This is a genomic window from Curtobacterium guangdongense (assembly GCF_049341845.1).
In the GTDB taxonomy this organism is placed as follows: domain Bacteria; phylum Actinomycetota; class Actinomycetes; order Actinomycetales; family Microbacteriaceae; genus Curtobacterium; species Curtobacterium guangdongense.
On record NZ_JBMPIT010000003.1, the window covers coordinates 95,731 to 107,947 of the forward strand.

Genomic DNA, 12,217 nt, shown 5'->3' on the forward strand with positions numbered 1-12,217 from the left:
CCGCCGTCGGCACGGTCAGCGCGTGCGCTGAGATCGCAGTCCGTGTCGCTTCGCGCCCGCGCGTTCCGACACGAAGTGCGATCTCAGGACCCGTCGGGGCGCGGCGCGCGCGCGGCGCGGCGCGCGCGGCGCGTCAAGCGTCGCGGGAGAGCACGACGACGGTCAGGTCGTCGCCCGGGTCGTGCGACGCCGCACGCGCCCGCACCCGCTCGAGGAACTCCTGCGCCGACCCGGACGCGCGGTAGACGCCGCCGAGCCTCGACAGCGACGCGAGCGTGGAGTCGAAGAGCTCGAGCGCCCCGTCACTGACCACGATGAGCGTGTCCCCGGGCTCGAGCAGCATGGAGCCCGTGGAGCGCTGGACCCCGGACGGGTGCAGGCCGATCGGCAGGTCGAGCGACCGGTGGATCGTCTCGGTCCCGTCGGCGTGCAGCTGCAGCACGAGCCCGTGGCCCGCATCGACCGAGTCGAGTCGGCCCGACGCCGGATCGAGCCGCCCGTGGAACAGCGTGGCGAACGACGACGCACGGCTGAGCTCGGGCGCGACCTGGGTCTCGACCCCGGCGATCGCCGCCGACGGCTCAGAGGTACCTCTGGCGAGCACGGCCCCGCGGATGCCGGCGGCGAGGAGCCCGGCCGACATGCCCTTCCCCATCACGTCCGCGACGGTCAGGTACAGCGCACCGTCCGACACGTGCCACTCGTGGAAGTCCCCGGAGACGACGCCGTGCGGCACCGACAGCCCGGAGATCGCGTACCCGGGCACCGACACCTCGCGCGGGGACAGCCCGGCGAGCACCGATCGCATCCGGTCCTCGTCCGCGCCCGCGGCGAGCTCGCGCTCCGCCCAGGTCCCGAGTTCCTCGAGCAGGGCGAGGTCGTCGGCGTCGAGCGTGCGCGGGGTGGGGTCGATGAGGCAGAGCGTGCCCACCTTGAGCTGGTCGACACCGATGCGCAACGGGACGCCGGCGTAGAACCGGACGTTCGGGTCGTCGGTGACCATCGGCAGGTCCGCGTAGCGCGGGTCGGCCTGCGCGTCGGGGACGAGGACCGGCCCGTCCTGCCCGAGCGTGCGACCGCAGAAGGTGTCCTCGAGCGGGATGAACGGGTCGAACCGCGTTTCGATCTGCTGCGACTTGAGGAGCAGGTGCGTCTCACCGGCGAGGTTGAGGAACGACCCGGAGACGCCGAATGCCTCTCGTGCGATGCGGGTGATCCGCTCGAACCGCTCCTCGGGGCTGCCGTTCACCACGTCGAGCGCGGCGAGGAGCGCCCCACGACGGACGGCTTCCGATGCGGAGTCGGGCGTCAGGGTCGTCGCGGTCTCACCGGTCATGCACCAACGCTAACGCGCCTTCCGGACACCGCCTGTCCCCCCCTGCGGAGGACCCATGGCCCCAGTGCACGGGACAACCGGTGCGCGGGTCACCCGTGACGGATGTCACGGTCGATCCGTGACGCCCGGCAGAGGCACCGGGCCCCGGTCCGCATGACGCTGGGGTCATGGACAGCACACCAGTCATCCAGCTCAGCGGTCTCCGCAAGCGCTTCGGCGCCGTGACCGCCGTCGACGGCATCGACCTCACGATCCGTCCGGGCGAGGTCGTCGCCCTCCTCGGCCCGAACGGCGCCGGCAAGACCACCACGGTCGACCTCGCCCTCGGCCTCTCCATGCCGACCTCCGGCTCGGTCCGGCTCTTCGGCGAGGACCCTCGCGCCGCCGTCATCGACGGGAGGGTCGGCGCGATGCTGCAGGGCGGTGCGCTGCTCCCCGACATGACCGTGCGGGACATCGTCGCGCTGGTCGGTGCCGCCCACCGGCACCCGATGCCCGTCGACGAGGCACTCCGCCGCGCACGGTGCACCGAGATCGCGGGTCGCCGGGTGAACAAGCTGTCCGGCGGGCAGCTCCAGCGCGCACGCTTCGCGGTCGCCGTGGTCTCCGACCCCGACCTGCTCGTCCTCGACGAGCCGACCGCGGCGATGGACGTCGAGGCCAGGCACGTGTTCTGGTCCTCGATGCGCGAGTTCACCGACGCCGGCCGCACGGTGGTGTTCGCCACGCACTACCTCAACGAGGCCGACACCTTCGCCGACCGCATCGTCATCATGCGATCCGGTCGCGTGGTCGCCGACGGCACGCCGTCCGAGATCAAGGCGATCGCCGCGACGCGCACGATCCGCTTCGGCGGGGTGCCGGAGTCCGCACACGTCGCGCTCCGCGACCTCCCGGGCACGGTCGGACTGGAGGCTCGTCACGGCTTCGTCACGCTCCGCACCGACAGTTCGGACCAGACGCTCAGAGCCCTCCTCGCCTCGTTCCCGGAGGCGCACGACATCGAGGTGGTCGCCTCCACGATGGACGACGCGTTCCTCGCCCTCACCGCAGACCAGCCAGAGCGGTCCGGACAGATCGAACACTCGGAAGCGACCGGAGTCAGCGCATGACCACCACCGCCGCGGCGATCACCGCCCCGCTCCCCACCACCGACGTCCGCGGACGCATGCCGATCCGCTACGTGCTCCTCGAGACGAAGCGCCAGATGCGGAACGTCCGCGCCATGGTGTTCACGTTCGCCGTCCCGGTCGTCATGCTCCTCGTCTTCGGGGCCGCGTACGGATCGGCGAAGGACCCGACGACGGGACTGCAGTACCTCGTCGTCACCACGCTCCAGATGGCCGCGTACGGCGCGATGATGGCGGCGCTCAGCCAGGCGTTCGCGATCGTCAACGAGCGGTCGATCGGCTGGAACCGGCAGCTCCGGGTGACGCCGCTGTCCGGCTGGGGGTTCCTGGTGTCGAAGGTCATCGCCGCGATGGCGTTCGCCGCGATCTCGATCACGGTCACGACGCTCGTCTCGGTCCTGGCACTCGGGGCGTCGCTCGACCCGATGCGCTGGGTCGCCGCCGGGTTCGGGATCTGGTGCGGCGTCGTGCCGTTCGCCCTCATCGCGATCCTGATCGGGCAGTTCGCGAAGCCGGCCTTCGCGCAGCCGCTGTTCATGGTCGTGTTCATGGGCCTGTCGATCCTCGGCGGGCTGTGGGTCCCGCTGTCGGTCATGCCGAGCTGGATGGGCGGCGTCGCGCACCTGCTGCCGTCGTACTGGCTGAACCGCATCGGGCAGATGGGCGCAGGGGCCACGGGGACGAGCGGCATGCTCGAACCGGCGCTCGTGCTCCTCGGCTGGGCGGTCGCCCTCGGCGCCGTCATCATGTGGCGCTACCGCCGCGACGCGGCGCGCCAGTGACCCAGCGCTCTACGCTGGCCGACATGGACCAGGCGACCGGGGCGGCGGAGGCACGGGGCGTGGCGGACGTGCACCGGGCCTCCCGTCCGCGTCTCGACCGGTCCTTCCCGTGGGCCGTCGCACCGGGGCCGACCGACGACGAGGTCCGGGTCGCGCGGAAGCGCTGGTACGGCGGCGCGGTCTTCGGGCTGCTCTGGCAGGCGCTGCTCGTCGTCGCGGTGTGGACGAACGGCGGGTCCGTCGCGGACCGGGTCGTGGCGACGGCGGCGCTGCTCTGCTTCTACGCGGCGTACATGCTCGTGCCGGAGCTGATGTGGCGCCGTTCCCTGTCGTTCCGCGTGATGGTGCTCGCGGGCATGGCACTCCTCGCCGGGCTGCTCCTGGTCCCCGTGGGACCGGCTGCGGTGTGGTCGTGGCTGCTCGTCGTCGCACTCTGCGGGTTCGTCGCGGCGCGGCTCTGGCTGGTCGTCGTCATGGTGGCGGCGGTGTGCCTCGCGGAGTTCGCCGTCGTGACCGCCATCGGCTGGAGCACGGCCGCGGCGAACGGCATCCTCTTCGCACCGGTCGTGACGGTGTCCATCGGGGCGTCGATGCTCTTCTTCGGACGCCAACGCGAAGCCGAGGACCGGCTGGGGGTCGCGCAGGACGAGATCACCAGGCTCGCCGTGGTCGAGGAACGCGCCAGGTTCTCCCGCGACCTGCACGACGTCCTCGGGCACTCGCTGACGATCGTCGCGATGAAGTCCGAGCTCGCCGCACGCCTCGTCGACGTCGACGCCGAGCGCGCGAAGACCGAGATGCAGGACGTCGAACGGCTCGCCCGCGAAGCGCTGCAGGGACTGCGGCAGGCGGTCAGCGGGTACCGGGAGGCGTCGCTCGGTGCCGAGCTCGTGTCCGCCCGCGCGGCACTGTCCGCCGCGTCGATCACCGGCACGGTCCCGCCGGCTTCGGACGAGACCGTCGCCGCCCCCGACGTGCGGAGCCTGTTCGCGTGGGTCCTCCGCGAGGGCGTGACGAACGTCGTCCGGCACGCATCGGCGTCGACCGTCCGCATCACGCTCACGCGCACCGCGCTCACGATCGAGGACGACGGCACCGGCCTGCTCGCGGTCCCGGCCGCCGGTCCGGTGCTCGGCGGCAACGGCCTGCGGGGGCTGCACGAACGCGCCGACGCCGTGGGGGCGACCATCACCACCGGTACCAGCGACCTCGGCGGCTTCCTGCTCCGGGTCGAGCGAGGACGACGATGACCGAACCGATCCGGGTGCTCCTCGCCGACGACCAGGCGCTCGTCCGGGGAGCGCTGGCGTCCCTGCTGTCCCTCGAGCGCGACATCGACGTCGTGGCACAGGTGGCCAGGGGCGACGAGGTCCTCGACGCCGCACGGACATCCGGTGCCACCGTCGCACTGCTCGACGTCGAGATGCCCGGGGCCGACGGGCTCACCGCCGCCGCCCAGCTCGCCGCGTCGCTGCCCTCGTGCCGGTCGCTCATCGTCACGACGTTCGGGCGTCCCGGGTACCTCCGGCGAGCGCTCGAGTCCGGCGCGTCCGGGTTCGTCGTGAAGGACACCCCCGCGGAACAGCTCGCCGACGCCGTCCGCCGGGTCGCCGGTGGGTTCCGCGTGGTCGACCCCGTGCTCGCGGCCGAGTCCCTCGCGGCCGGACCGTCGCCGTTGACCCCGCGGGAGACCGACGTGCTCATCGCCTTCCGCACGGCGCCGACCGTCGCCGGGGTCGCGGGAGCACTGCACCTGTCCGAGGGCACCGTGCGGAACCACCTGTCCGCGGCGATCGGGAAGACCGCGGCGCGGAACGCCACCGAGGCGCTGCGGGTCGCCGCCGACAACGGGTGGTTGCTCGGATCTCGCTCCGGGTCGGCGTCCGCTCGCTGACGCCTAGGCTGGTGGGGTGTTCCGCCGCTCCGCACCCGCCGCCCTGGTCCTCGGTCTCGCGGCAGCCCTCACCCTCACGGGATGCGGCGCCCAGGACTCCACCGGGCGCATCTCCGTCACGGTGTCCGGCAACGAGGCCGACCACCCGTACGAGGTGCAGGTCTTCGTACCGAACGGCCGGATCGCTGCGCACCAGCGGGTCTTCCCGGGTGGCACGGTCGACTTCGCCGGCGTCGCCGTGGGCAAGGTCACCGTCCGCGCGAACGAGCTCTGCCCTCAGGAGGCCACCGTGCACAGTGGCGAGGTCACCGACGTCACGCTGACGTCCAGCGGCTGCTGACCGGTCGTCACGCCGCAGCAGCGGCAAGCAGTCCCGCGAGTGCGTCTTCTGACGGCAGCGACGCGCGCACCTCCGGCGGGAGCAGGTCGTAGCTCGCGACGCCCACAGGACTGTTCTGGGTGCCGAGCGCGTACCTGACGGTCGACTCGTTCTTGTCCGCCACCAGCAACAGTCCGACCGTCTCGGCGTGCGCCGGGCCGCGAAGTCGGTCGTCGACGACCGCGACGTAGAAGGACAGCTGGCCCAGCTGGTCCGGCCGGAACCGTCCGGTCTTCAGCTCGACGACGACGAGTTCGCGCAGGGTCTCCACGATCCGCTCGACGAGACGCTGCTCGAGCGCTCGTTCGGAAGCATCACCGTCGAGTGCGAGGAAGTCCAGCACGTACGGGTCTTTCGTCATCTGTGCCGCGAGGTCCGACGCATCGGGAGCGAGCGCCCGCTCGAAGTTGGTCGGCGCCGCTTCGAACCGTTCGTGCGCGCTCGTGCGGATGTGGTGTTCGAGCACGTTCCGTGACCAACCATGATGGACGGCGCGTTCCGCGTACCAGTCTCGGAGACGCTGATCGTCGAACCGGCCCAGGAGCACCGTGACGTGCCCCCAGGGCAGATGTGCAACAACCTGTTGCACTTTCAACTCGTCGGGCCATGCGCGGGCGAGCGCTCGCATGTAGTTGAGGTTCCGCCGCGAGAACCCGGTCATGGAGGGGAACGCAGCGCGCAGATCGTCGGAGAGTGTGGCGATGACGCTCGACCCCCATCCGGATCGCTGCTGCCGATCGAGGATGACGACTCCGATCCGCCAGTACAGCAGGACGAGCTCGGTGTTCACTCGCCGCTGTGCCGGACGCTAAGGGGTGCGCAAGCACGTGCCTGAACATGTTGCATGTCACCGCCGTCGAGGTCAGGCCCGGTCGCGCGGCTCCGACCGCACCAGGGTCTGGTGCGGGCTCTCCCCGAAGCGGGCCCGGTACGCGGCGGCGAACCGCCCGAGGTGCGCGAACTGCCACTTCCCCGCGACGTCCCGCACCGTCACCACTCCGCGCGCCGGGCGGGCGAGGAGCTCCAGGTGCACCCGGTCGAGTCTGACCTCGCGGAGGTACCGCATGGGCGTCACGTCGAGGGTCCGACGGAACAGGTCCTGCACACCCCGCTCACTGAGCCCCGCGGCCTCCGCGACGTCGCCGACGGTGATGTCGGCTCCGGCGTGGTCGTGGACGAACCGCACCGCGCGACGGAGTCGGTTCTCGACGTCGGCACGGGAACGGGTGAACGTCGAGAGCACGACCCGGGCGACCCGGCGGTTCACCGCGCGCCGGTCGGCATCGGGCAACTCCGGGTCGAGGATCTGCGAGGTCAGCTCCCGCAGCAGGGTCCGGAGCGGCTCGAGTCGCACGTCGGAGGCCTCGGGCTGGACGAACTCACCGGGTTCGGGATCGCCGATGTCCTCTCCGCGTGCGGCCACCGCGGCGAGGAACGCCGGCGAGAGGTGGAGCAGCGTCATCCGGCTCGCGTCCGTCTCGAACGCGTACGCGACGGGCGCGGACAGCATGAGCGGCCGCCCCGGTCCGACCTCCCACCGGTCACCCGAGTCGGCGGTCACGACGGCGTGCCCGTCGGCGAGCCAGAACAGCACGTGGGTCGGTCGGGGTCCGATGGTGCCGGCCTGAGGTCCGTTCGTCCCGATCCGCCGGAGCATGACGTCGTCGTCGCCGCCCGTGACGTACTCGAAGGGGTCCTGGTCCGCCAACCGCTGACCTCCCGTCCGCAGAGTCCGAGGGAACGCTACCGGATCAGCCCGCGTCGGGCACCTGGTCCCACTCGTCGCCGTACCGGGACAGCACGGACCACCGGTTCACCGGCCAGGTGATGACGAACGCCCGCCCGACCACGTCCGACTCGGGGACCGTCCCGTGCACGCGGGAGTCGGCAGAGTCGTAGCGGTTGTCACCCATGACCCAGATCTGCCCGGCCGGGACCTTCTCGGTGAAGTCCTGACCGGTGACCCGGTTCGAACCGCTCTGCAGCACCACGTAGGGCTCGTCGACCGCGTGCCCGTTGACCTGCAGCCGGCCGTCGGCATCGCAGCACGCCACGGTGTCGCCGGGGAGCCCGATCACCCGCTTGATGAGGTCGTCGCCCATCCCGGGGCCGAGCCACCCGCCCGGGTCCTGGAACACGACGACGTCCCCGCGCTGCAGGCCGACCGCCTTCGGCACGAGCTCGTTCACGAGCACCCGGTCCCCCACCAGGAGCGTGTTCTCCATCGACGCCGAGGGGATGTAGAACGAGCGCACCAGGTACGCCTTCACGAGGAACGAGGCGAGCAGCGCCGCGACGACGATGATCACCAGGTCCCGCAGGAACTTCCACCCGGGGCGCTTCCGCTCGGTCGACGTCTCACTCAATGCGTCAGCACCACCTTCACGAGTCCGATCACGAAGGCGACCGCGGCGAGCACGATGCCGCCCCAGAGCCCGAGGAACGTCGGACGCTTCCCGCTGAACCGCTGCATGAAGACGCCGACCATGCCGATGCGCACGACGAGGATGACGAGCGCGGCGGTCTGCGCCCACGGCGCCGGGATCCACCCGATCCAGGCCGCGGCGTAGAGCACGGCGGGGATGAGTCCGGACGTCGCGATCGGGTTCGCGTTGCGGACGATCGTCACGACGGACTCCCGGCGCGTGTCGTCGTCCGTCTCGTCGTCACCGATCCCGTGCGCGACGAGGTGCGAGAGCACGTGCGCCAGGTAGGTCAGCACCGCGGTCGCGAGGACGGCCCAGACCGCCGAACCGTGGTGGATGGCCGCAGGGTCGACGGCGATCGCGGCCGCGAGGACCGTGATGTTGCCGTAGATGTACGACGACATCCGATCGCGCATCTGCTCGACGGGGAAATCCCCGGGGTCCGGTCGACGACCGCGGACACGGTCGGGCGCACGGCGGCGGTCGCGCGCGGGTCGTGAGCGGGGCATCCCACCATCTTGGCCCTGCCGAAGCGCGCCTCGCCGACAGGACACCGAGTGCGATGGCCATTTGGTTGACGCGTCAACCAAATCGGCGCACACTGGGTCCATGCACACGCAGGACCTCCTCGCCGCCGACACCGGGATGGGTGCCGTCACCCTCCGCGTCGCGAACCTCGACCGGATGATCGGCTACTACCGCGAGGGCATCGGCCTGTCGCTCTTCTCGAACGAGGGCGGCGTCGCCGTGCTCGGTCGGGGAACGACCCCGATCGTGATCCTCGAGCACGCGCCCGCGATGCAGCACGCCGGCCCCCACGAGGCCGGACTGTTCCACACCGCGATCCTCTTCGACAGCCGCGCGGACCTGGCGGCTGCGCTCTACTCCGTCGCGACGAAGTACCCGCAGACGTTCACCGGCAGCGCCGACCACCTCGTGAGCGTCGCGTTCTACTTCACGGACCCCGAGGGCAACGGCGTCGAGCTGTACTGGGACCGGGACCGCACCGAGTGGTCGTGGACGCACGGCATGGTCGACATGGACACGAAGTACGTCGACCCGAACGCGTTCCTGCAGGAGCACCTCACCCAGCAGGCACTCGAGTCTGCTGCGACCCGACCCGGACGCGTCGGCCACGTGCACCTGTCCGTCGGGGACGTCGCATCGGCCCGGGCGTTCTACGTCGACACGCTCGGCTTCGAGACCACCGCCGGCTGGGGCGAGGCACTGTTCGTCAGCGCGGGCGGCTACCACCACCACATGGCGATGAACACGTGGAACTCCCGCGGCGCCGGACGCCGACAGCTCGCGCTCGGCCTGGGGCTCGTACGCATCGAGGTCCCGGCCGCCGACGACCTGGGCGCACTGGTCGCGCGCATGCACGACACCGGCGTGCAGACCGCCGACGACGGCCGCACGGTCGCGTTCGAGGACCCGTGGGCCAACCGCATCGAGGTCACGGCGCCAGGCCGCGGCTGACCGGGCGCCGGCCGGCCCCGCTCCACCCGGGCGCCGGCGGGCAGGATGGACCCATGAGTGACGACATCCGGTGGGAGGTGGTCGAGGAGAGCACGCTGACGCTCCCCGACCACGAAGGCGTAGCGGCGATGCTGGGGCAGGCGTTCCCGGACTGGTCGCACTGGTACGTGGGCGGTCGGAGCTGGTCCGGCATGCAGCCCGAACGCCGGGTGATCGCACGCGACGCGGACGGGGTCGTCCTGGCACACGTCGGGATCCGCCGGATGTACGTCACCGTCGGCGGCGAGGACGTCCTCGTCGGGGACACCGGCCTCGTCGCCGTGGCACCCCGCCTGCAGGGAACGGGCATCGGCCGCGAACTCATGGAGCGCGCGCACGCCGTCCTCGAGGGGCTCCGCGTCCCCTACGGCTTCCTCGGCGCCGGCGAGAACCGCATCCCGTTCTACGCGAAGCTCGGCTGGCACGAGTTCCCCGACGCGGTGGGCACCTTCTCGGCGTTCACCGCCGAGGGCGCCGGCATCTCGAACACCGAGCAGGGCGGCTGGATGGTGCGGCCGGTGGCCGCAGCGCTCGAAGACTGGCCAGCTGGCGACATCTGGCTGAACGGCCAGCAGGTCTAGCCAGGATCAACGGACGGGAGGCCCGGTGCCAGCTGGCACCGGGCCTCCCGTCCGTCCTGTGGAGACCGGGGACTACGCCTCGACCGCGACCTTCTCCGGGTCCTCGTTCGATCCGGGCGCGCTCGGCGCGACCGCGGCGCGCACGCGCGCACCCAGGTCGGCGTCGACGTTGGTCCAGTACTGGAACACCCGCTCGCGGAGGTCGTCGCGCGTCACCTTCGAGACGTGCCCGGCGATGTTGCCGACGAGGCGCTCGCGGGCCGCGTCGTCGAGGACCTCGCGGACGAGGGTCCCCGCCTGGCCGAAGTCGTCGTCCTCCGGGTGGAGCGTCGCGGCGGAACGCTGCAGCGCGCCGTCGGACTCCCAGCCGGGGACGTCGTCCGTCGCGTTCGGGTCGGCGTGGGCACCGCCGAGGGAGTTCGGTGCGTAGACCGGGACCTCGGACTGCTGGAAGTCGAAGCGCATGCCGCCGTCCTTCGAGTACGAGTGCACCTCGTTCTTCGGGGCGTTCACCGGCAGCTGCGCGTGGTTCGTGCCGACACGGTAGCGGTGCGCGTCCGCGTAGCTGAAGATGCGCGCGAGGAGCATCTTGTCCGGGCTGGCCGCGATGCCGGGGACGAAGTTCGACGGCGCGAAGGTGGCCTGCTCGATCTGGGCGAAGTAGTTCTCCGGGTTGCGGTTGAGCTCCATCGTGCCGACCTCGATGAGCGGGTAGTCGCCCTTCGGCCACACCTTCGTCAGGTCGAACGGGTTGAAGCGGTAGGCGGCGGCGTCCTCGTACGGCATGACCTGCACCTTGAGGGTCCAGCGCGGGTTGTCGCCGCGCTCGATCGCCTCGTGGAGGTCGCGGATGTGGAAGTCCGCGTCCTCGCCGGCGATGCGGTCGGCGTCCTCCTGCGTGAGCGTCTTGTGGCCCTGCTCGGTGATGAAGTGGTACTTCACCCAGAAGCGCTCGCCCTCGGCGTTGATCCACTGGTACGTGTGCGAACCGAAGCCGTCCATGTTCCGCCACGACGCCGGCAGGCCGCGGTCACCCATGAGCCACGTGACCTGGTGGGCGGACTCCGGCGACAGGGTCCAGAAGTCCCACTGCATGTCGTGGTCGCGGAGGTGCGAGCCGGGCAGGCGCTTCTGCGAGCGGATGAAGTCGGGGAACTTGATGCCGTCGCGGATGAAGAAGACGGGGGTGTTGTTGCCGACGAGGTCGTAGTTGCCCTCCTCGGTGTAGAACTTCAGCGCGAAACCGCGGGGGTCGCGCCAGGTGTCCGGGGAGCCCTGCTCACCGGCGACGCTCGAGAAGCGCGCGAGCATCTCGGTCTGCTTGCCCGGCTGCAGGAAGGCCGCGCGGGTGAAGCGGCTGATGTCCTGCGTGACGGTGAAGGTACCGAACGCACCGCCGCCCTTCGCGTGGACGACGCGCTCCGGGACGCGCTCGCGGTTGAACTGGGCGAGCTTCTCGACCAGGTAGTGGTCGTGCAGCGCGAGGGGGCCGTCGGCGCCGACACCCATGGAGTGCTGGTCGCTCGAGACGGGTGCGCCGCTGTTGGTCGTCGTGGTGGGGGTGCCGGCCGGCTGGCCGGGCGTCGTGTTCTGGTCGGACACGGTTCCTCCTTGGTGGAACGGTTGGTTCGGTCAGGGTTGCTCGGGTTGTCGGTGGGGCGGGTGGACCGCCTGGCGCAAGCGGCGCGGGGTCAGGCCGTCACGGCCGTGGTGTCGTCGCGCTCGGCCGCTGCGCACCGCTCGCAGATCCCCCAGTAGGTGACCTCAGCGGTAGTGACGGCGAAGCCGTGCGTGTCGGACGGCGTCAGGCAGGGCGAGTGCCCCACGGCGCAGTCGACGTCCTCGATCGCGCCGCACATGGTGCACACGATGTGGTGGTGGTTGTCGCCGGTGCGCCGCTCGTACCGCGCGGGACTGCCCGCCGGCTCGATGCGACGGACGAGTCCGACGCCGGTGAGCGCCGCGAGGACGCCGTACACCGCCTGGTGGCTCGTCGTGGGCAGCTCGGCGGTCAGCGCCGTGACGATGTCGTCCGCCGTGGCGTGCGGCATCGTCTCCGTCGCTCGGAGGACCGCGAGTCGCGGCGTCGTGACCCGCAGACCGGCGTCACGGAGCAGGTCGGCATCGACGTCCATCACGAACCCTTCTTTTGCAGCGGTCAAGACAACGAC

The 12,217-nt window shown here is 71.2% G+C and carries 14 protein-coding genes; 7 read left to right on the forward strand and 7 right to left on the reverse strand.

Annotation, left to right across the window (positions count from 1 at the left end):
• Positions 1-133 precede the first annotated feature (133 nt).
• Positions 134-1,336, reverse strand: coding sequence for a PP2C family protein-serine/threonine phosphatase (locus ACO0E1_RS05145; protein ID WP_422873206.1), 1,203 nt, complete (start codon positions 1,334-1,336; stop codon positions 134-136).
• A 167-nt stretch (positions 1,337-1,503) separates the two neighbouring features.
• Here ACO0E1_RS05145 and ACO0E1_RS05150 point away from each other — a divergent pair, with 167 nt between their 5' ends.
• Genes ACO0E1_RS05150 through ACO0E1_RS05170 form a run of 5 tightly spaced genes read left to right on the forward strand, consistent with a single transcriptional unit; the run spans position 1,504 to position 5,482 of the window.
• Positions 1,504-2,448, forward strand: coding sequence for an ABC transporter ATP-binding protein (locus ACO0E1_RS05150; protein ID WP_422873207.1), 945 nt, complete (start codon positions 1,504-1,506; stop codon positions 2,446-2,448).
• On the forward strand, positions 2,445-3,248 hold the full coding sequence (locus tag ACO0E1_RS05155; RefSeq protein WP_422873208.1) for an ABC transporter permease: 804 nt from the start codon (positions 2,445-2,447) through the stop codon (positions 3,246-3,248). The genes ACO0E1_RS05150 and ACO0E1_RS05155 overlap by 4 nt, the downstream gene beginning before the upstream one ends.
• 23 nt (positions 3,249-3,271) lie before the next feature.
• Positions 3,272-4,498 carry a sensor histidine kinase gene (locus ACO0E1_RS05160; RefSeq protein WP_422873209.1) on the forward strand — a complete coding sequence of 409 codons (1,227 nt, stop codon included), beginning with the start codon at positions 3,272-3,274 and terminating at the stop codon, positions 4,496-4,498.
• Positions 4,495-5,142: a response regulator gene (locus tag ACO0E1_RS05165; RefSeq protein ID WP_422873210.1), complete on the forward strand. Its 648-nt coding sequence runs from the start codon at positions 4,495-4,497 to the stop codon at positions 5,140-5,142. The genes ACO0E1_RS05160 and ACO0E1_RS05165 overlap by 4 nt, the downstream gene beginning before the upstream one ends.
• 16 nt (positions 5,143-5,158) lie before the next feature.
• The gene (locus ACO0E1_RS05170; protein WP_422873211.1) at positions 5,159-5,482 is read left to right on the forward strand and encodes a hypothetical protein; all 324 of its coding nucleotides are present in this window, start codon (positions 5,159-5,161) and stop codon (positions 5,480-5,482) included.
• Between the two features lie 7 nt (positions 5,483-5,489).
• On the opposite strand, the gene ACO0E1_RS05175 is transcribed toward ACO0E1_RS05170, so the two are convergent.
• The 4 genes from ACO0E1_RS05175 to ACO0E1_RS05190 form a co-directional block, all read right to left on the reverse strand.
• The gene (locus ACO0E1_RS05175) at positions 5,490-6,311 is read right to left on the reverse strand and encodes a PDDEXK nuclease domain-containing protein (RefSeq protein WP_422873212.1); all 822 of its coding nucleotides are present in this window, start codon (positions 6,309-6,311) and stop codon (positions 5,490-5,492) included.
• Positions 6,312-6,383: 72 nt separating this feature from the next.
• Positions 6,384-7,229: a helix-turn-helix transcriptional regulator gene (locus ACO0E1_RS05180; protein ID WP_422873213.1), complete on the reverse strand. Its 846-nt coding sequence runs from the start codon at positions 7,227-7,229 to the stop codon at positions 6,384-6,386.
• 43 nt (positions 7,230-7,272) lie between these two features.
• Positions 7,273-7,887: a signal peptidase I gene (gene lepB / locus ACO0E1_RS05185; protein ID WP_422873214.1), complete on the reverse strand. Its 615-nt coding sequence runs from the start codon at positions 7,885-7,887 to the stop codon at positions 7,273-7,275.
• A complete protein-coding gene (locus ACO0E1_RS05190; protein ID WP_422873215.1) occupies positions 7,884-8,456 on the reverse strand; it encodes a hypothetical protein in 573 nt (190 codons plus the stop codon). The genes lepB and ACO0E1_RS05190 overlap by 4 nt, the downstream gene beginning before the upstream one ends.
• A 100-nt stretch (positions 8,457-8,556) precedes the next feature.
• Here ACO0E1_RS05190 and ACO0E1_RS05195 point away from each other — a divergent pair, with 100 nt between their 5' ends.
• Entirely contained in the window at positions 8,557-9,426 is an 870-nt protein-coding gene (locus ACO0E1_RS05195; protein ID WP_422873216.1) for a VOC family protein, read from the forward strand.
• Positions 9,427-9,479: 53 nt separating this feature from the next.
• Positions 9,480-10,046, forward strand: a complete 567-nt coding sequence (locus tag ACO0E1_RS05200; RefSeq protein ID WP_422873217.1) for a GNAT family N-acetyltransferase — start codon at positions 9,480-9,482, stop codon at positions 10,044-10,046.
• Positions 10,047-10,118: 72 nt separating this feature from the next.
• Here ACO0E1_RS05200 and ACO0E1_RS05205 read toward each other — a convergent pair whose 3' ends face one another.
• Positions 10,119-11,648 (reverse strand): catalase, encoded by a 1,530-nt coding sequence (locus ACO0E1_RS05205; protein WP_422873218.1) that lies wholly within the window; start codon positions 11,646-11,648, stop codon positions 10,119-10,121.
• An 89-nt stretch (positions 11,649-11,737) separates the two neighbouring features.
• A complete protein-coding gene (locus tag ACO0E1_RS05210) occupies positions 11,738-12,181 on the reverse strand; it encodes a Fur family transcriptional regulator (protein ID WP_422873456.1) in 444 nt (147 codons plus the stop codon).
• Positions 12,182-12,217: the final 36 nt, after the last annotated feature.